Origin of the sequence: Nocardia sp. 852002-20019_SCH5090214, assembly GCF_001665865.1 — a bacterium.
Lineage (GTDB): Bacteria > Actinomycetota > Actinomycetes > Mycobacteriales > Mycobacteriaceae > Nocardia > Nocardia nova.
The window spans coordinates 1-18,329 of record NZ_LZMK01000431.1 but is presented as its reverse complement, the minus strand read 5'-3'; the positions used below and the strand labels follow the sequence as shown (position 1 = coordinate 18,329).

The 18,329-nt window shown below is 63.2% G+C and carries 20 protein-coding genes; 9 read left to right on the top strand and 11 right to left on the bottom strand.

The features are described from left to right. Positions 1-582 precede the first annotated feature (582 nt). Positions 583-918, top strand: coding sequence for an Lsr2 family protein (locus A5780_RS37065; protein ID WP_064911357.1), 336 nt, complete (start codon positions 583-585; stop codon positions 916-918). A 294-nt stretch (positions 919-1,212) separates the two neighbouring features. On the opposite strand, the gene A5780_RS37060 is transcribed toward A5780_RS37065, so the two are convergent. Then, positions 1,213-1,524, bottom strand: coding sequence for a hypothetical protein (locus A5780_RS37060; RefSeq protein ID WP_064911351.1), 312 nt, complete (start codon positions 1,522-1,524; stop codon positions 1,213-1,215). A 77-nt stretch (positions 1,525-1,601) separates the two neighbouring features. On the opposite strand from A5780_RS37060, the gene A5780_RS37055 reads away from it, so the two are divergent. Together A5780_RS37055 and A5780_RS37050 are read left to right on the top strand one after the other, a co-directional pair. Continuing rightward, positions 1,602-2,999 carry a hypothetical protein gene (locus A5780_RS37055; RefSeq protein WP_231983215.1) on the top strand — a complete coding sequence of 466 codons (1,398 nt, stop codon included), beginning with the start codon at positions 1,602-1,604 and terminating at the stop codon, positions 2,997-2,999. Positions 3,000-3,477: 478 nt separating this feature from the next. Next, positions 3,478-6,213 (top strand): NACHT domain-containing NTPase, encoded by a 2,736-nt coding sequence (locus A5780_RS37050; protein WP_064911349.1) that lies wholly within the window; start codon positions 3,478-3,480, stop codon positions 6,211-6,213. A gap of 695 nt (positions 6,214-6,908) precedes the next feature. Here A5780_RS37050 and A5780_RS42675 read toward each other — a convergent pair. Both A5780_RS42675 and A5780_RS40515 read right to left on the bottom strand, forming a co-directional pair. After that, the gene (locus A5780_RS42675; protein ID WP_255407314.1) at positions 6,909-7,034 is read right to left on the bottom strand and encodes a hypothetical protein; all 126 of its coding nucleotides are present in this window, start codon (positions 7,032-7,034) and stop codon (positions 6,909-6,911) included. Between the two features lie 298 nt (positions 7,035-7,332). Continuing rightward, on the bottom strand, positions 7,333-7,476 hold the full coding sequence (locus tag A5780_RS40515; protein ID WP_156769765.1) for a hypothetical protein: 144 nt from the start codon (positions 7,474-7,476) through the stop codon (positions 7,333-7,335). Between the two features lie 380 nt (positions 7,477-7,856). Here A5780_RS40515 and A5780_RS37040 point away from each other — a divergent pair, with 380 nt between their 5' ends. Then, a complete protein-coding gene (locus tag A5780_RS37040) occupies positions 7,857-8,600 on the top strand; it encodes a DUF899 family protein (RefSeq protein WP_064911347.1) in 744 nt (247 codons plus the stop codon). Between the two features lie 47 nt (positions 8,601-8,647). Here A5780_RS37040 and A5780_RS37035 read toward each other — a convergent pair whose 3' ends face one another. The 3 genes from A5780_RS37035 to A5780_RS37025 are packed head-to-tail and all read right to left on the bottom strand — an operon-like array spanning position 8,648 to position 10,648. Further along, positions 8,648-9,220: an NADPH-dependent FMN reductase gene (locus A5780_RS37035; RefSeq protein WP_064911346.1), complete on the bottom strand. Its 573-nt coding sequence runs from the start codon at positions 9,218-9,220 to the stop codon at positions 8,648-8,650. Further along, positions 9,217-10,161 (bottom strand): NADP-dependent oxidoreductase, encoded by a 945-nt coding sequence (locus tag A5780_RS37030; protein WP_064911345.1) that lies wholly within the window; start codon positions 10,159-10,161, stop codon positions 9,217-9,219. Before A5780_RS37030 ends, A5780_RS37035 begins: the two co-directional genes overlap by 4 nt. A 58-nt stretch (positions 10,162-10,219) precedes the next feature. Further along, positions 10,220-10,648, bottom strand: coding sequence for a nitroreductase family deazaflavin-dependent oxidoreductase (locus A5780_RS37025; protein ID WP_064911344.1), 429 nt, complete (start codon positions 10,646-10,648; stop codon positions 10,220-10,222). A gap of 187 nt (positions 10,649-10,835) precedes the next feature. On the opposite strand from A5780_RS37025, the gene A5780_RS37020 reads away from it, so the two are divergent. Then, positions 10,836-11,387: a MarR family winged helix-turn-helix transcriptional regulator gene (locus A5780_RS37020; protein ID WP_064911343.1), complete on the top strand. Its 552-nt coding sequence runs from the start codon at positions 10,836-10,838 to the stop codon at positions 11,385-11,387. A 21-nt stretch (positions 11,388-11,408) separates the two neighbouring features. Here A5780_RS37020 and A5780_RS37015 read toward each other — a convergent pair whose 3' ends face one another. After that, positions 11,409-11,840, bottom strand: coding sequence for a cupin domain-containing protein (locus tag A5780_RS37015; protein WP_064911342.1), 432 nt, complete (start codon positions 11,838-11,840; stop codon positions 11,409-11,411). Between the two features lie 129 nt (positions 11,841-11,969). Here A5780_RS37015 and A5780_RS40510 point away from each other — a divergent pair, with 129 nt between their 5' ends. After that, positions 11,970-12,134, top strand: a complete 165-nt coding sequence (locus tag A5780_RS40510; RefSeq protein WP_156769764.1) for a hypothetical protein — start codon at positions 11,970-11,972, stop codon at positions 12,132-12,134. A gap of 221 nt (positions 12,135-12,355) precedes the next feature. Here A5780_RS40510 and A5780_RS37010 read toward each other — a convergent pair whose 3' ends face one another. The 3 genes from A5780_RS37010 to A5780_RS37000 all read right to left on the bottom strand — a co-directional run bounded on the left by A5780_RS37010 (position 12,356) and on the right by A5780_RS37000 (position 14,559). After that, the gene (locus A5780_RS37010) at positions 12,356-12,832 is read right to left on the bottom strand and encodes a Dps family protein (protein WP_064911341.1); all 477 of its coding nucleotides are present in this window, start codon (positions 12,830-12,832) and stop codon (positions 12,356-12,358) included. Between the two features lie 189 nt (positions 12,833-13,021). Next, positions 13,022-13,663, bottom strand: a complete 642-nt coding sequence (locus A5780_RS37005; RefSeq protein WP_064911340.1) for a TetR/AcrR family transcriptional regulator — start codon at positions 13,661-13,663, stop codon at positions 13,022-13,024. Continuing rightward, positions 13,660-14,559, bottom strand: coding sequence for an NAD(P)-dependent oxidoreductase (locus A5780_RS37000; protein WP_082976939.1), 900 nt, complete (start codon positions 14,557-14,559; stop codon positions 13,660-13,662). The genes A5780_RS37005 and A5780_RS37000 overlap by 4 nt, the downstream gene beginning before the upstream one ends. Before the next feature lie 302 nt (positions 14,560-14,861). Here A5780_RS37000 and A5780_RS36995 point away from each other — a divergent pair, with 302 nt between their 5' ends. The 3 genes from A5780_RS36995 to A5780_RS36985 all read left to right on the top strand — a co-directional run bounded on the left by A5780_RS36995 (position 14,862) and on the right by A5780_RS36985 (position 17,557). Next, on the top strand, positions 14,862-15,551 hold the full coding sequence (locus tag A5780_RS36995; protein WP_082976938.1) for an aquaporin: 690 nt from the start codon (positions 14,862-14,864) through the stop codon (positions 15,549-15,551). 129 nt (positions 15,552-15,680) lie between these two features. Then, entirely contained in the window at positions 15,681-16,376 is a 696-nt protein-coding gene (locus A5780_RS36990) for a cupin domain-containing protein (protein WP_064911338.1), read from the top strand. Positions 16,377-16,651: 275 nt separating this feature from the next. Then, positions 16,652-17,557, top strand: coding sequence for a class I SAM-dependent methyltransferase (locus A5780_RS36985; protein ID WP_082976937.1), 906 nt, complete (start codon positions 16,652-16,654; stop codon positions 17,555-17,557). Between the two features lie 415 nt (positions 17,558-17,972). Here A5780_RS36985 and A5780_RS42915 read toward each other — a convergent pair whose 3' ends face one another. Continuing rightward, positions 17,973-18,221 carry an SDR family oxidoreductase gene (locus A5780_RS42915; protein WP_082976936.1) on the bottom strand — a complete coding sequence of 83 codons (249 nt, stop codon included), beginning with the start codon at positions 18,219-18,221 and terminating at the stop codon, positions 17,973-17,975. Positions 18,222-18,329: the final 108 nt, after the last annotated feature.

Below are 18,329 nucleotides of genomic sequence, written 5' to 3'. Positions count from 1 at the left end.
TGAGATTTCTGTGGGACGCCTCAGATCACCGCAACAGCGTGCGATAGCAACGAATATCGCCTCTTCGCAGGTCCAAGCGCGTGATCGCGCCGGCGTGTCGAAGCGAGACACACGGACCAAATCTCAAGTCTAGCTAACAGTTGGCAATCAGACGGCGGTAGCGTGGCCGGTAAGCACCGATCATTTTGATATACGCGCCGAGAGCAACTGCGCCGCATTCATTTTCACCACTGCGGCGTATCGTCCGGAGCGGACCCTGGCAACCCAGCAGGAGCTGCGGGCTTCCCTGCAGGTGGTCCAGGCCCGCCGACGTAGTGAGGCAGACCGACCGCGAGCCGATTTCGCGTATGGCGACCACCGACATCCCTACACCGCAGCACCACTGCCAGCAATCACCCTTGCCCGCGAGCGTTCGACTCGAACTTCCACATCCGAATTCGAGCGCAGGCCACCGCATCACCAACAATCAGCGGCCAGTCAGGGAGACGAACCGGTCTGATAAATCAACGCGCGGTCGCGCAGCCTAAGCTTCCCGTTGAATGCTTCGGCAGCATGTTCCGACGAACTATGGACGGCAACCACGTGGCGAAAAAGGTCATCGTCGAACTGATCGACGACTTCGACGGCAAATCGAAGGCCGAGGAGACGGTGTCATTCAGCCTCGACGGCGTCGAGTACGAGATCGATCTATCCACCAAGAACGCGCGCAAGCTCCGCAGCGTCTTCGAGCAATGGACCGGATCCGCTCGCAAGGTCGGCCGAGTCTCTCGGAAGAGGGCCAAGACCGGGATGCGCACCACTGCCGACAAACAGCAGACCGGCGCGATCCGTGAATGGGCAAAGAACAACGGCTACAACGTTCCCAGCCGCGGGCGAATCCAAGCCGACATCATCGAGGCATACAACAAGGCAAGCTGATCGCACAGAGGAAGTGGCCGACGAGCTAACAGGTTCGAGGTGGCCTGTTTCCGCCCGGCTGCGCTTGCCGTGTTGCCCGATCGGCTACCAGGGTAGGCGACGAACCTCGCAGCTTCTGAGCAGAGTTGAATAGGGCGAAACCCGGTGCCGGTCTGCGGGCGGAACCGGGCTCCCCCAAACAGCGTGTCACGAAAGCGTCTCTGCGCCACGCGTTTACCACTCTATACACCTGCTGCCAAGCCTGCCGAACCCCACACCAAAGCTGGCGAACCTGCCGGTATCGTCCATGGTCGATCACTCGCAAAATGCGAACCAGAAGCCTGCCGAGTTCTGATGATCGATTGCCATAAACAACGTTCCACGATCGCAGGTTCGTCGAATTTCTTGCAGGACAACAGGTTGCAGCCGCATGCGATGGTTCTCGACAACCTGAGACAACTGTCGGCATCGCAGACGCCGCTTCTCATCGAGCATGCGCTGCCCGCCCTGCCACTGCCGATCCAATTGCGCGACCGTCAGCGGCGCGTATTCCGCCGCGTCCTTCGGCGTGAGGCGGGTCCAGCGGCCGACGGCGCTGACCAGCACGAGCAGCCGCCACTCGGGCATCGCGGAGTTGTATCCGTTGACAGTGAAACGACCGATCCCGCTGGGCCGATAGCGTGAGGCAGACGAAGGAGGTCCTGTTGGCGGATTTGGAGACATTGCTTGCTCGGGTGTGGAGTCCGGAAACTCGCGTGCTGGCGGAGGAAGCGGCGCGTTGCTACAACGCTGGCGTGTTCCGCTCGTGCATCGCTTCGACCTGGACCGCGGTCACGGCCGACATCATCGGCAAGTTGCTTGTGCTGGCCGATGACGGCGACCCCCAGGCGGTCGTCTTCCGCGAAACACTTCGATCCGCCCAGAGCCAGGGGCCCTCTCGTGAGGGCGTGAGAGCGATGCAAGCGATTGAGGCCGGTCTACTGGTCAACGCCACCGAGTTCGAACTGATCGATGTGATCGACCAGCGTGAACTCGACCGCCTTCGTGAAGACCGCAACCTCTGTGTCCATCCCTCGCTGCGCGCCTCCGGCGAGGCCTACGCCCCACGTCCTGAAGCTGCCCGCGCGCATCTCGGCGCCGCGTTGTCCATCCTGCTCACGCACCCTCCGACACAGGGGGCAAAGGCAGTAGAGGCGTTCCAGAACTACACCTGCGATCCGTCCTTCGTACCGGAGATCGCGCACATCCAGACCGTCTTCTACGACCGCGTGCGCACTACTGCTCGCGGCAATATCGCCAAGCTCGCCGCCAAGCACGCGCTCCGCGAGATCGACCCTGGAGGTCGACTGCACCCCGTCGAGTACGCCAACCGCGCCGCGGTTGTCCTGCGCGCCTTCGCCGAACGCGACCGCAGCCTGGTCGAGTCGGCCCTCGCCAGTCAGCGCGACCTCTTTCAGCACGCTGACGGGGAGATCCAACGGCGAGCAGTGGCCCGCCTCGGTGACCAGGATTACTTCTGGACGATCGTGAACGATCCGCTGGCCGGACGGTTGCAGCAGCTGCTGGTGGCACTGTCTATCCCCGACGGTGCGTGGGATCCGCTCCCGGTCGAGATCGCGGAGTGTTTGGCCGTAGTGCGCAGCGAATACGCCCGGGACCGAATGCCCCAGCTCGAACAGCGCTTCACCGGCCTGAGCGAATTGCACCGGATGAATGTGGTCGCGATGGCGCCCGCGCCGTACTTCGTTCCCGCCATCGTCGAATTTCTCCGCAAGGCATGGAACTTCCGGACCGGGGAACAAGTCGGCCAGATCCTCCTTCAGCACGCCGCCTTCCTATCTCTCGACGAGCTGAGAGCTGCGTTGACGGCCTGGACTGATAATGACCAGTGCCGAATGGCTTCCCAAATGCCCGAACTGGCTGCGTCGTTGTACCGGGCCACCACGCACCTGGGGGTCGCTCAGCCGGCAGTGTTCATCGCATTCCTTGCAAAAGTCCAGTCTCTTTCGGCCGAGGGCGACACCTACTACCGGTATCCGGCTCTGGAAACTGCGCTGCGTGCCGCAGGGCACGATCCAGAACCGACACCCGCCACGACATAAACGTTTACGCTGGTCAGGACACAGGGAAACTCGGTGTGCAGCAACGACTTCGACGTTTCGGCGCCTACATAGCCGTCCGATGCGCCCGACACGGTGATCCTGCAACTCCGGATCGCGTCATTTCACCGTGAAGTCAGCTCTACCAGTTCGTGATTCGCGTCGCGGCCCTGGTCCGCAGAGGAGGACAACCCAAGGGGGTCACGCTTTTCAGCACACGGCGCGCTGAATCGTTTCTGATAGATGTGGTTTCACGACCACGGTGCTGCCAGGCGGGCGCCAGCAGCTTCCGCTGCCGCGCTCACGACCCCGGCGTCGGGTGTGTGATGGCACCGGTCAGCCGAGCCCAGACCTATCCGCGCCGGCGAGATCGGCTCCGGCCAAGTCGGTTCCGATCAGAGTGGTGCCCTGAGTGTGTCGTAGCCGATTACCGAGTGTTGTGGTCTAGGTTGCTCGCTCCGCGACACGTACGCTTTCGAGCATGACGTACGACCTCACCCGGCTCGGCAACAACCGTTTCGAGCATCTCGTACAAGCACTTTCGCTTGCCCACTTGGGGCCTGGCGTCAGCATCTTCGGCACCGGGCCCGATGGCGGTCGCGAGGCGACCTTCAATGGTGAGGTCGACATGGGAGGCAAAGGTCGCTGGAACGGCTACGGCGTAATCCAGGCGAAGTACAAAGAGAAGCTGACGACTACCGAGGAGGACCAAAAGTGGTTCCTTGCGCAGCTTACCGATGAGCTCCGCAAATGGATCGACCCGAAAAAGAATCGCGCCGAGAACAAGCCTGACTATTTCATCATCGCCACGAATGTTGTGGTCACGCCGGTTGCCGAAACTGGAGGACTAGATAGGGTCCGGGATATATTTGCGCACTTCCGTGATCTCACTGACGATTCCGGGAAACGCGCCCGCAAGATCGGGATGCCCGACTTTAAGGACTATGCGGTATGGCATGCAGAGCAGTTAGAGCGGTTGTTGGACGGCAGTACGGAGGTGCGTCATCGCTACGCGGATCTTGTTCTTCCGGGTGATGTAATTTCGCGGCTCTACGAGCACGTCACCGAGACAGACAAACGTCTGGCACAGGCATGGATCGGTCATGTCACGGGAGCACTCCAACGGGACACGAGGGTGGAACTCAGCGAGTCCGGCGACGACGCAAATTCGCCACTGCCCTTGGCGGACGTTGCGGTCGATCTCCCCTCCTCGTTCTCCCCTGGGCATCAACAGCAGTCGCTGGCACTGCGGTCGCTCGTCACACGAGGTGACCAGGTCATGGCACCTGGTCTCAAACCCGCTGTCCGAGACCGCATCGTCGTTCTAGGGGGACCGGGCGCCGGCAAGTCCACGCTGTCACGATTGTTGTGCCAGCTGTATCGGGTAGCACTTGTGCGGGAAGCAGCGCGCGGCAACATCACTCAGCAGGTAGCCGAGCAGGCAAGGCATATCCAGGAGTCCTTTGAGCTTGTCGGCTTGCCTACTCCCACCTTGCATAGATTGCCTGTGCGGGTCGTTCTCAGCGCCTTTGCCGACGAAGTTAGCAAGCCAAGGCATCTGACCTTGTTGCAGCACATCGTCAACCTCATCAACCATCGCAGCTCCGATCCAATTACGATTCCGGAAGCCAAGCGCCTCTTATCGGCCTGGCCATTACTCGTTGTACTGGACGGCATGGATGAAGTAGCTTCCGCTGACATCCGCGAGGAGGTCTCCGATCAAATTTCGAATTTTTTGAATGAGATGGCAGCGCTCGGAGCCGATGTTTTCACTGTCTGCACATCCCGGCCCATCGGTTTTGAGCAAGACCCAGCCATCAATTATGAAGAGCTGCACTTGGTTCCATTGGACCGAGACCACGCGATGAGCTACGCAGCCCGGTTACTGAAATCTCGATTCGCCGACGACCCCGAACGGCAAGATCAGACGCTCGATCGGCTGCGCGCCGCATCCCACGGTGCTGATACCGCCAGGTTGATGACATCGCCGCTACAGGTGACCATCCTGAGTATCCTGCTCGAACAGCGCAGACAGGCGCCGGCCAGCCGATATGCCCTCTTTAAAAGCTATTACGATGTCATTTATTCTCGAGAGTGCAATAAACCCGAGGGCATTGGCAATGTTCTAGAGCGCTATCGCTCTCAGTTCGATCAACTTCATAAAGAATCTGGACTTGAAGTTCATGTCAACGCGGAGCGTGCGGGCTCTGCTGAATCAATCCTGACTGTCGGCCATCTGGAGCAAATTGCTCGCAAAATCCTCACCTCCGATGGGTATCGCGACACCGAGTTGAACGCTTTGGTCAGGCAAATACTACACCTCGCGCAACAGCGATTGGTGCTGCTTGTCCCAAGACAAAACGGTGTGGCTTTTGAGGTTCGCAGTATCGCCGAGTTTTTCGCCGCTCAACGTCTGATGGAGGATGAGCATGCGGCCGACAAACTCGAGCTTCTCATCCCTTCGACCCACTGGCGTCATACCTGGCTTCTTTCGGCTGGCTATATCTTCGCCGAGAGGCGCAATCTGCGCGACGCGGTCCTCAGAAGGCTGGATGTCGTCGACCGTGCGAGTGAGGTGAACCGTCTTGTAATGCCAGGCGCTGTACTAGCCCTGGACGCTCTACTGGACGGGTTTGCAGCAAACACGCCGCGATTTGAACAGTTCCTGCTCATGGAAGCGATGCGGCTGGTGGAGGGCCCTATCGGAACTCACATTACCAGGCTGGCAGAAGCGCTGGTGCCATTAATGGAACGCTCTGCCGAGCTGAACGATACAGTGTGGAGCGAAATCAAAGTGATGCTTGCGGACAACAGGCCGGCCGTCAGGACCTTTCTCACAGGACTTGCTGCGTCTAGCTCCGATGCGATAGCGCACAAGGCCACTACTACGCTGACAACTCGCCCCAACGAACCCAATCCGACAATTGCGACACCAGCAGCAGACCACTCGTCGATACTTGCGGCTTTCATCGAGGCCGGCCTAGCCGATTCCGATCAGGCTGCCCGTGAATTACTCGATGCGGTTTGCGACCGCAGTACCGTTGGCAGCGAAAGCGACAACCTGCTCGTTCGTGGAAGGGAGGTGCTTGTCGATGCTTGTCCAAACCCGGGGCAGGAGAGGTCCAGGCTTCGTGAATCTCTCGCCATGGTAATTCGACATGACCGAGTCGGGCACAACCTGCTATCGGATGAGGCAGTAGATGACGCACCTCGCTAACTGTCGCTGGGTGTGAGATCAGGGGCAGATTCGTCGGCGGCAGGATGGGAGACGCCCAACCCTGAAGCGACAAGCGTTTCGTCGCCCTGACCGGCCAGTCTGCGTGGTGGACGTTGGGGGAGCTTACTCGAACACGAAATGCCAGGTAGAAGCCCTGGAAGCCTTGCTTCGGAAGCTTCCCGACCCCACCACACCCGCTCCGCTGCCCGCCGCCCGATCGAAACCTGGCCGGGCCCGCCAACTCGGTACCGATCAGGTTCAGGAACTGGTCACCGGATATATGAGTGGCGAGACGGTGTACCAACTGGGGACCCGATTCGGGATCGCGCGGCGGACGGTCAGCGAGATCCTGCATCGGCATCGGGTGCCGATGCGTCGCCGTGGTCTGACTTCCGAGCAGGTTGATGAGGCTGTCCATCTGTATGGGCTGGGCTGGTCGCTTGCCAGGGTCGGTCGGCATCTGGGTGTCGACGGTATGACCGTTCTGAACAGGCTTCGCGAACGCGGGGTTCCCACTCGGGATCCCCAAGGCCGCTCTCGGGCGTAGACGACTGTCGCAGGTTCGTGCCCTCGGTGCCGCGCCCGAAAGTCCGCACATCGAAGGTGGCAGCGATTCAGCTGCTCGAGTCGATCTCGGGCAGCCACGCCCCGGAAAGTGGGACGATCATGAAAATCCTGCTCCCCGGCGCCTCCGGCTACGTCGGATCCCATGCCCTGGTCAGGCCCGCGGTGGACAGTTCGCGGATCACATCGGCGAAGCCGGACGCGTCGGCGAACGCGGCGTGCACGAGCACCACTGTCGGGGAAGCGGCTCGGGACATGCGAACGCCTCTACGCTCTTGTCGGATGAAGGCGTTCTGAGGTCTGTCGGGGCGAGCGTTCGGTGCTGACGACGTTCTATCGAGCGGCGACGTGCTTATATCCGCCGCCGATCCAGTCGGCCACCAGCCGGCCGTAATCGTCCGGCCCTTTCCTCCCAGGCGAAGTGGCCGGCGTCGACAGGGGGTGGGCCTCGCTGTGGGGTAGCAGGTCGGCGAGGTACTGGTTGTTCGGCCACGGCACCAGGTCGTCGTGGTCTCCGGCGACAATCTGCGTCGGGGTCTGGATCGTGGCAGCAGTTCAGCCAGGATCGGGTTCTTCCGGGTGGGTACGCACGAATCGCGCCGATTCCGCGAAGCGCCCGAGGTTGTAGGAGCTGACGTAGTCCTGGCGGACCTCGGGTTCGGAGTCGTGTCCAGCCGCCGATGTTGCCTTTGCTGACACGCAAACGCAGCGTCTATAAGGCGATGGCCACATTGAACGAACAAAAGCTGTTGTGCGATACCGGTATTCGAGACACGCGGTAAGGCGCCAGTGGCGCATCACCGACGACGGCCACACAGCCGCCCTCGGCCCCGCCGCTGCGACCTCCAACGCCCCAAACGGCGCCGATCGGACACTGTCCAGATAATCCGACACTCCCGGGAAAATTATCCGAACCGACTGAGCAGGGGCCCGGTGCAACCGCTCATACTTGGCTGGATGTGTCGTTCACCATGCACGCTCGAACGGCCTCACCGCATGGTTGTCTCGGAATGCGACCGCAGGGTGCGGGCGGGCGCCAAGTGGGTATGGTTAATGGCGCGCCGGTCGAGGAGGTCTGCATGTCGACGGGTTTTCCGAACGAGCCACCGGAGTACCGCGAAGCGCGTGAGGCGCTACTCCGACAAGAGGCCGAGCTTCAGCGACTGATGGACGCTGTCACCACACAGCGCAGAGCGCTACCGCCCGGCGGCGTGGTGCCCGAGGATTATGTATTCGACCGAATCGGAGACGACGGCACCGCCACGACGGTGCGGATGTCCGAACTGTTCGGCGACACCGAGACGCTGATGCTGTACAACTACATGTTCCCACGCCACCCGGGCGATGAGCGGCCCAGACCGACGAGCGGCATCTTCTCGGAACTACCCGCCACCGAAGGACCGTGCCCGTCGTGCACCGCGCTGATCGACATGTGGGACAGCACGAGCCCTCATTTCGACGGTCTGGGCGGCAATCTGGCGATCGTGGCGAAGGCCCCAATCGAGCGGGTAGCGGCGTTTGCACGGCAACGGGGGTGGCGCCAAGTCCCGATGCTGTCGGCAGCGAATTGCAGTTTTCGCCGTGATTACGGCGGCGACGGCGTGGATGGCCATCCGGTTCCGCTGCTGACCGTTTTCAAGCTGTGGTCCGATGGATCAGTGCGGCTGCACTGGGCAAGCGAGCTCCTTTTCCTGCCGACCGATGGTTCGGAGCAGGACTCCGGTCATCCAGACATCGTGGATCCGCTGTGGAGCCTGCACGATCTGGCCGTAATGCCCCGGTTCCGGCGGTGGCGACTCGGGCACTTACCAGCGAACTGGTGACGACGCCGACGGATTCGTGTCAGGCTTCGCCGACCGGAGGGGTTCGGTCAGCCATGCTGCGGGACCGCGCTGTGTACGCGGGCGATGAAGGTGGCGAAATCAGCCATGAATCCGGTGAGGAACTGTTTCGTCGAGTCGTCGAGGACCTCGCCGTCCTGGGTGAAGTTATCGGGGCGGAACTGGATGTAGGCCTCCGGTGACGTCATGTGGGGGGAATTGCAGTAGCCGAGCACGCTGCGCAGACCGAGCTGAGCGAGCGCGGTGCCGAGCTTGCCCGGCGAAGCGCCGATGACAGCGGAGGGCTTGAGTGCGAACGAATTGTCGCCCCATGGGCGACTCGCCCAGTCGATGGCATTCTTCAGCACGCCGGGCATCGATCGGTTGTACTCCGGCGTCACGAACAGCAGCGCGTCGACGCCGGATATGGCCGCTTTGAGTGCTCGGCCCGCCGGTGGATAGTCGACGTCGTAGTCACGGTTGTACAGCGGCAGGTCCTTGATCGGAATCTCGGCAAACGTCAATTGCGGTGGCGCCAACCGGATCAGAGCCTTGGACAGGATCCGGTTGACCGATTCCTTGGACAGACTGCCGATGATGTATCCGACGTCGTAGTTACTCATACATCACCCCCTGTCGGCTGGGGCTTCAGCACGATTTTGCCGTGGGTGTGGCGGTGTTCGAGTTCTGTGTAGGCCTCCCGGACCTGTGTCAACGGGTAGACATTCGCGATCGGCACCTCGAGTTGTCCAGTGGCAATCAGATCGGCGAGCCCGGCGAGTATCTCGGCACCCGGCCCGGCCTCGGACCCGCCGTCGGTCCTGACCCCGTACTTCGCAGCTGCACCGAAATCGGCAATTGTGTCGATCCGGTCGGTCGCGACGCCCAGATCCAGAGCCAGCTCGACGTACCCGTTGCCGTAGGTGTCGATGAAAGCGTCGACACCGTCTGGTGCGGCGGCCCTGATCCGGTCCGCCACGCCGTCACCGTAGGCGACCGGGATCACGCCCTGCGCCCGAAGCCATTGATGGTTACCCACGCTCGCCAGGCCGATCACCGTCGCGCCCGTACGACGCGCGAGCTGGACAGCGACCGAGCCGACGCCCCCGGCAGCTCCGGAGACCACGACGGTCTCCCCCTTCTGGAGCCCGACCGAATGCACCGCTCCCCATGCGGTGACGCCGACGACATAGAGGCCGCCCGCCACTTCCCATGAGACGTTTTCCGGCTTGCGCGTGAGGTTTTCGGCCTCGACGAGAACCAGCTCGGCCTGCGAGGCCCGATTCTGTGAGAACCCGATCACCTCGTCGCCGGGGTCAAAGGCCGCGACGCCGGCACCGACCTGCTCGACGACCCCGGCAAGGTCGCTGCCCTGCCCAGAAGGGAATGTCGAAGGGAACAACTCCGCCAGAGCACCTGTCCGAATGACCGACTCGCTGGGGTTGATACCGGCCGCCGCCACCCGGACGAGGACCTCACGGTCCGCTGGTACCGGGCGTTCGACGTCCTCGACCCGCAATACATCGATCCCGCCGAACCTGTCGTATCTGACCGCCTTCGTCATGATCGTTACATCTTCTTTCGCTTGACAATCACCTGACAGCAACCGTGGCAGTTTCGCCCTACACCCGGCTGAGTTCGAGCACAGGGATGGTGCGTATTCCGGCGGTCTGGCGTTCGTACTCGGCGAAGCCCGAGTACCGCCGAGCCTGCTCCGCATAGATGCGGTCACGTTCCGCGCCCGGCACTTCACGGACCGTCACACGGTAGGTATCGGTGCCACGTTCGACGCCGCCGACACCGGCAGCGATCAAGTTGTGATACCACCCCGGGTTCGTGGGTGCGCCACCCCCGGTCGCGAAAACATAGATGATGTCGGAGCGAGTGCCGTGCGGGAGATACATCACCGGGCTGACGTGCTCGTGCCCGCTCGTACGTCCGCGATGATGCAGGAGGACGAGCGGCGCGCCTTCGAAGACCCCGCCAACCTTGCCCTCGTTCGCCCGGAATTCGTTGACTGTCTTCGCATTCCAGTCGAGCGCTTCACTCATGTCGGACTCCCGTCGTTGCACGATCCGGGTATGTCGAGGCCGGGTGCCGGGGAGGCTCCGACGCTCTCGCGACGGTCAGGCCCGGCTGCCGATGTCGTGATCCTCGGTCAGCATTTGTTGCTGTGTAAACAACTTCAGCCTATGCCGCAAGATAGTTACATGTCAACAAAATGGTAGCGTCGAAGCCATGGATCAGGAGTTGCTGAACGAGCAGGAGACCCGCGCGTGGGTGGCGTTCCAGCATTTACGCATCGAAATCAACGTTGTGCTCGCCCGCATGTTGGTCCGCGACTTCGGGCTGACCGAGGCGGATTTCGTCATCCTGCTCAGACTCTCCAACACTCCGGAGCACAGGTTGCGCGCCCGTGACATGGCTGCCGCGCTGCAGTGGGAACGCAGCAGGCTCTCCCGCCAGGTCTCCCGGATGCAGACCCGCGGCACGGTCGTGCGCGCGCCGAGCAAAGGCGACGCCCGCGGCTACGATGTCGTGCTGACCGACGCTGGCCGGGCCGCCTTCCAGGCCGCCTGGCCGTCTTATGTGGCAGGCATTCGCCACTGCTTCGCCGACGTCCTGTCTACGAAGCAACTCGACGCCCTCACCGACATCGCCGACACGATCGACCGCCACTTCACCGCACAGCACTATCCAGGCGGACTCGATGACCCGGCCAAAGCTGCCGGCACCCGCACAACGACAACTGGTATCGAGCACCGCACATCTCGGGAACCGCTGGAATGAATCGGCTGAGGGCTTTCTGCCCTACACGTTGTTTCGCGCCATGAAGGCCCGGGCGTCACCGTTTTCGGGGTCGACGAACACGATGTCGTCGGGCCGTCGCCGTGGCACATCGATGGACAGCACGACGAAGGGATGTGTGGTGATTGTCGGGAATCCGTGGATCTGCGTGCGCGCGAAGCGAAGGAACGTTCCGGGACGGGCCCGGCTCTCGCTACCGTCGAGATGGAATACCCCTTCGCCGCTGACCACATACAGGTGCTCATCACAGTCGTTGTGGTAATGCAACGGAAGGGTGCGGTAGATCCGGAAGATCCGGCTGCTGGCCTGGGGAAAGTCGCTGAAATAGACGTCGGTCAGCATCGACTCGGACGTCTCGGGCAGCGATCCGATCTCGGCGAATACATCGAAGATCTGCCGAGAATTGTTCGTTTGGGGCACGAAATCATCACTCATGACAATCCTCTGTTCTTGCCCCGCCCGGTGGAAAGGGTTCCGCCGGAACCGGATTCGAAGCGGCGGGGCGCAAGCGCAGTTCGCCGGACAGATGGCGCCAGGTTGCTGCGCGCATGAGGAGCAACAGCCGTGGTGACATCTACCCGGCTCTATCGGTGGCTCACCGCGCCGACCTATGCGGCTGTTGTCGTCGCGGCATGGTTGTTGTTGTACTGGCCGTGGTTGAGGCAGCTGCCGTTGCCGCAGCCAGACGGCGCCCAGATCTGCAGGGGTGCCGAGGCGATCGGATCGTGAACCGAACCCCAAGGTCGGTCTGGTTGCACCATGCTCCGTCCTGTGGTCGGCGCAGCCGCAGTCGGCACGATCGCCATCACGGGAATTGCGGTCACGATCCCCGCTAGCGCGAGGGTGGCGAACCACGTGGTGGTTCGTTGGATCTTTTCGGTCATCGTTTTGCCTTTCGGGAACTCGGTGAGCGATGCGAGATTCGTGCACCGCCACCGAGGGCAGCGTGGTCAGACGTTCCGGTTTTCCGAGCTGAGCATCCAAGCCTGCTTTTCGAGCCCGTCGATGAGCTGGTGCAGCAGATCGGCGGTGGAGGGGTCTTCGGCGTCGACATCGTCGTGGACCTCGCGTGCGGTTGCCGCCGCGCCGCGCAGTTGTGCGGTGAGTGCGTCGACGGTGTCGATCGTGCTCTGTTCACCGGGAGGCAGCGGCGGCAGTGTGGTTGCTCGGGCCAGGGTGGTCGGGCGGCCGTCGGGCACCGCGTCCAGGGCGCGCATGCGTTCGGCGACGGTGTCGCTGTATTCGCGTGCCAGGTCGACGATCTCGTCGAGTTGCAGATGCAGGTCCCGGAAGTTGTGGCCGACCACGTTCCAGTGCGCCTGTTTGCCGTTGAGGTGCAATGCGATCAGATCGGTCAGGACGCGCTGGAGATGCCCGGCGAGCTTCGTGGAGGCGCGGAAATGCGCGGGGGATTGCACGGTTGTCATGATGTGCTCCTCTATCTAGTCGAAATTGTTGTCGGCCAATGTGTTTCGATTGAGTTGGGTGTCGAGAACGGGGTCATCGACGTGTCGGGGTAGTCGGGTGTCGAGGCGGTATTTCCACGCAGGAGGCGGTGGTGATCGGTTGGCGGCACGGGAAGTGGATGTCAATGCTTTGATCGTCATGTGTCCTCCTCAGGGCGTTTCGGGATCCGTGGTTCCGCGACGGGGTCTCTGGTCGATTCGGGGGTGGATGCCGTCCAGAACGATGTCGACGATGTCGACGACGAAGGTGTGGTCGAGGGGTGCGTGGCCGTGCATCAGTCGGTGGTAGACCGGGCCGTAGAGCATGTCCAGGACGGTTTCGACGCGGGTGCGGGCGGGGATCTCGCCGCGGGCGATGGCCTCCTGCAGAATCAGCCTGCCGTGGTCGCGGCGCTGGTCCAGGAAGCGCGCGCGGTAGGTGAGCGCGAAATCCGGGTCGGTGACCACCTGCCCGAGCAGTCCGGCGATGACGCGGCCGTAGGGGCGTCGGGTGACCAGTTCTGTCCACGGCCACAACAAATTTCGCAGATCATCACGCAGCGAACCGGTATCGGGGGTCGAGGGAGCCGATTCCCATGTACGGTACAGAGCGTCCATCGCGAGTTTTTCCTTGCTCGGCCACCAGCGGTAGATGGTGGCTTTGCTGACCCCGGCCGCCGCGGCCACGACGTCCATGTTCATGGCGGCGACGCCCTGGTCGAGCAACTGGTCCATCGCCGCGTCCAGGATCGCCGCGCGGGCTTTCTCGTTGCGGGGCCGGCCGCGGCGCGCCGTCGTGGATGCCTCGGTCACGGTCGGCTCCGGATGGAGGTGTCGGTGGCGGGTGCCCGGCCGTGCAGGGCGGCGTACAGTCCTGCCAGGTCGCGGTGGCCGTACCCGTGGTCGACGGCGTGGTCGATGGCGTCGGATGCGGTGGTGGCGGTAGCCATCTGCATGCCGAGACCGGCCGCGGTCTCGCGGGCGAGGCCGAGGTCCTTGCGCATGGCGCGCATATCGAACCACGCACGGTGGGGTAGGTGCAGTGCCATCGGTGCGCGTACCTGTAGCGCGGGTGATCCGATGGGGCTGTCGACCATCACCGAAGCGGCCTGAGCGGGGTCGATTCCCGCCCTTTCCGCCAGCATCAGTGCTTCGCTGAAGGCCAGGACCTGGTTGGCCAGCGCGACGTTCATCGCCAATTTCAGTGTCAGGGCCTGGGTCCGGGTTCCGACGTAGGCGACCTGGCGGCCCAGGCGGTACAGCAGGGGTTCGATCGCGGTGACCGCGTCGAACGGTCCGCCTGCGAGGATGACCAGGCTGCCCTCGGCGGCGGCGGGCACACTGCCGGACACCGGCGCGCTGACCATGTGAGCGCCCCGAGACTCGATCCGCTCGGCGAGTTCGGCCACGGTCTCGGGGCCGACGGTGCTCATGTCGACGACGATCTGTCCGTGGCGCAGTCCGGCCAGGATGCCGTCGGGGCCTTCGTGGACCGCCCGCAGGGCCGTGTCGTCGGACACCATGGTGAAAATGATGTCCACGGGACGGGTGACATGCCGTGGCGTCTCCCGCCAGATCATGCCGCGTGCGACCAGCCCGGCGGCCTTGTCAGGTGTGCGGTTGGTGCCGCACACGGTGTTGCCGACGAGCAGACGGCGCACGCAGCGGCTACCCATGGCCCCCAGGCCGATGAAACCTATTGTCGCCATACGTATTTCCTTTCCTCCTGGGTGCCGGTGAGATCTTGCGTGTATCCGGTGATCGCTGACGTTGCCGCTGGCTCCGACCGTGGCTCGGATCGCGCCTGGCTTCTGCGCTCCGGTTCAGCACCTCGCTAATTACGATACTGCGAGTTTTACATATGGCCAGGGGTGATGCGGGACCGTAACGCGGAAGCCGCTGCCGTAACCGTTCTGCAACAGCAAACTTAGCTTGTTCTGAGCGTGAGCCGGATAGGCCTGCATACCGTTTCTCTTATACGAACCTCTCAGTTTCGGAAAGGTGGGGCATCATGCCCGATACGACGAACTTCGCCACGATCGGCGCCGACGCGCGATCCGCGGACCCGATACTCGAAGTCGCTCGCAGACTCACCGTGGAGGCAATCGGCACGTTCTTCCTGGTCTTCGCCGTCGGTGCTACCGCGCGCAGCGGAACTGTTCTGGCGCCCCTGGCCGCTGGAGTCGTGCTGATGGTGATGGTGTACGCGGGCGAACACATCTCCGGCGGCCATTACAATCCCGCGGTCACCTTCGCCGTGCTCATCCGCGGCGGGATCCGGACCGGCGCTGCTTGCGCCTACTGGCTCACGCAGGTGATGGCCGGGCTGGTCGCCGCACTGGCAGTCCCGGTGGTCGTCGGCTCGCACTCACCGGGTCATATCGACCCCACCGGCCGGGTACTCACCGACTGTGTTGCGGTGGAATTCCTGTTCACCTTCGCGTTGGCCTACGTGGTGCTCAACGTCACCGCCGGTGGATCACGATCTCAGTTCCAGGGTTTGGCGATCGGATCCACTGTCGCGGCCGGAGCGATCATCGTCGGCGGTCTATCCGGTGGCGCCTTCAACCCGGCCGTGGTCCTGGGCGCGATCACGCTGAACCTGTTCGCGCCCGCCACACTGCTCTACGTGCCTGCCCAACTCGCCGGTGCAGGAGCAGCCGGGCTGGTGTTCCGATGGCTCCACCCCCACGACACCTGATCCCCTCACACATCACAGGCCGGACGCGGGTCGCTCGACCCGAAATCCCGTCGCCGGCGGTAGTGTTTGCCGGTCGGAAACCAGCTCGGAATGCACGCTGTGACCCCCGCTGCGACAGGACGGAGCGATATGTCGAGCGATGACCCGCAGGAATCACCGACGGTGAATCGGCGTGCCGCTCTCGGCACGGGTGCGGCAGCGCTGGGAGGCGCGGCGCTCGGGGCGGGGCTGACCACAGCCGCGGCCTGCGCGCAGACAACACCCACCGCGCTGCCGAGCGCCAGCGACCTCGACGCCAACCTCAACACCTCACCGCATCTGTTCCACCTCACCGCCGCCGATATCAGCCGTTACAACGGCGGCACGCTCCAAGGCGCACACGAACAGAACTTCCCGGTGCTCGCCGGCCAGAACGGCGCGGCCTACTTCGTGCGACTCGATCCCGGTGGCATCCGCGAACCACACTGGCATCCCACCGCCTGGGAACTGAACTACCACATCTCCGGCACCGCCAAATGGACCCTGCTCGGAACCCACCCCGACGGCAGCTACCACACCGACGTATTCGAGGCCCACGCAGGTGATCTGGTCTTCGCCCCGCAAGGGTTCTTCCACTACTTCGAGAACGCCCGCACCGACGCCCCGCTCGAACTGCTGATCGTCTTCAACACCAGCGCCCCCGAGATGAGCGACGATATCGGCCTGCTCGGCGCCCTGAACTCGATCCCACGCGAGGTGACCGCCACGGTGCTCGGCGTTCCCCCTTCCGCACTCGCCGACATCCCCACCGACATCAAACCGATCGTCATCACCAAACGCCACTGAGACCAGGGCTGCCTCGTTTCGAGCAGTTCCCGGGCAGGCGAACCAGCGACGGCGCCCATCGTCCACCCGCGCCGCACAGGGGTCCTGCCAGGCGGGTGAGCGGAGTGTGCCCGGACCCGTTACATGTGGGTGAATTCCTGCTCACAGGTATTCAGTCCGGTTTGTGAGCCTCCCTATGCTCGACAGGGTGCTGGACCTCCCCCGTGCAGGTGAGGCAGGGAGCAAGCTGGCTCGTCTCCCGTCAGCGGCAGTGTTCGAGTGCAAAGGGATCCGCGATGATGACTGTTACCGGACCCATTCCTGGTGCGATCACATCTCGCGACGAACTCCCGGATGAATTCTTCGCCCTGTTCCTCGATCCGACCCGCACCTACAGTTGCGCGCTGTGGACACATCCGGACGACACGCTGGAACGAGCCCAATCGGCGAAAATCGATCTCACCTTGGCCAAATGTGATCTGCGGCCGGGCATGACGTTGCTGGATGTGGGCTGCGGCTGGGGCTCGATCATGTTGCGTGCCATGGACACCTACGGGGCGAACGCGATCGGGCTGACCGGCAACCGCCACCAGTACCGGTATATCCGGGACCGGCTCGTGGACCGGCTGATCCGCGGCCGCCCCTACGGCGGTGTGCGGCGCCAAGGCTGGGAGGAATTCGACCGCCATCCGGATCGCATCGTGTGTATCGGCCGGCTGGAACACCTCCACCCGCGCCGCTACCCCGACTTCTTCGATTTCGCCTACCGGGTGCTGCCCGAGAACGGGGTGCTGCTGGTGCAGACCGTCGTCACATCGGGCCGCGGGCGATCGGACGCCCACCAGAGCCGTTTCGCGGATACCGATTCCGTCTTTTCGCCCAGGACCATCTTCCCGATCGACCGACTCCCGCCACTGACCGGCCGCGACCCCACGGGCCTCACCGAATACGCGCAAGACGCCGGATTCACCGTCACCGGAACCGAAAGATTCGGACCGCACTACACGACCACATTGCAGTGCTGGGCCTCCGCCCTGCGCGAGCACCGCGACCGGGCGATCGAACTCGCTGGGCACGACACCTACAACGCCTACATCAACCAGATGACCGCCTACGCCGACTACTTCCGCAGCGGCCACCTCGACCTCATGCAGCTCACCTGCACAAAGACCGCGACACCGCACCCACGCGAGGCATGCTAGGACCCGCTCGGAGACCTTCCCGCTCCGACGGTCGCCGCAGCGGCCGACCGGCAGGCGACCGGAACGATGAAGCGGGCCCCGTCGCACCCTCGATGCCAACGGCGCCCACCGCACCATCCACACCGACCCCGCCGCCGACCCGTCCTCGCAGGCGGATGCTGAGGGAGACCCGACTGGCCAGGAATACAGGAAGCGGCATGGCAACAAGACCGTTCCGATCTCCGACACGAGCGTGCTGAATGACCGTTCCCGAGTGAGATCGATTGGAGGCCAACGCATCCTGTAACGCCGGACAACCTTTCGGCGACTACGGCGGCATGCGCCGAAACCGGATGCCAAGTTCGGTTCGATGCTCGAAGAGATGACGCTTCTGCACAAACTCGGGTTCTCCACCAGCTCAAAACAATTCGTGGAACTACTCGGCAAATCGACCTGTCCTGGGGTCGGGGGGTCGACCAGTACGAAGGGCTGATTGTCGGGTTCGGGGCCGGGCCGGCGGTAGCCGAGATTTGGGCCAGACTTGGGTTTCGCCGCCGTCGATGAACAGTTCGATGCCGGTGATGAATCTCGCCTGCGGTGAGGCCAGGAAGACGACTGCGTCGGCGATCTCTGTGGGTTGCCCGAGTCGTCCGAGGGGCACCCGTTGAGCTTGATCGTCGAGCAGGGGTGCGCGCCCGATCGGGGTCGGTGGCCAGGGCGGTGAGTCTGGGGGGCGGTGTGGTTGACCATGTTCGGATCGAAGAGCTCGTCGATCAACTCGAGTCGTCCCTCG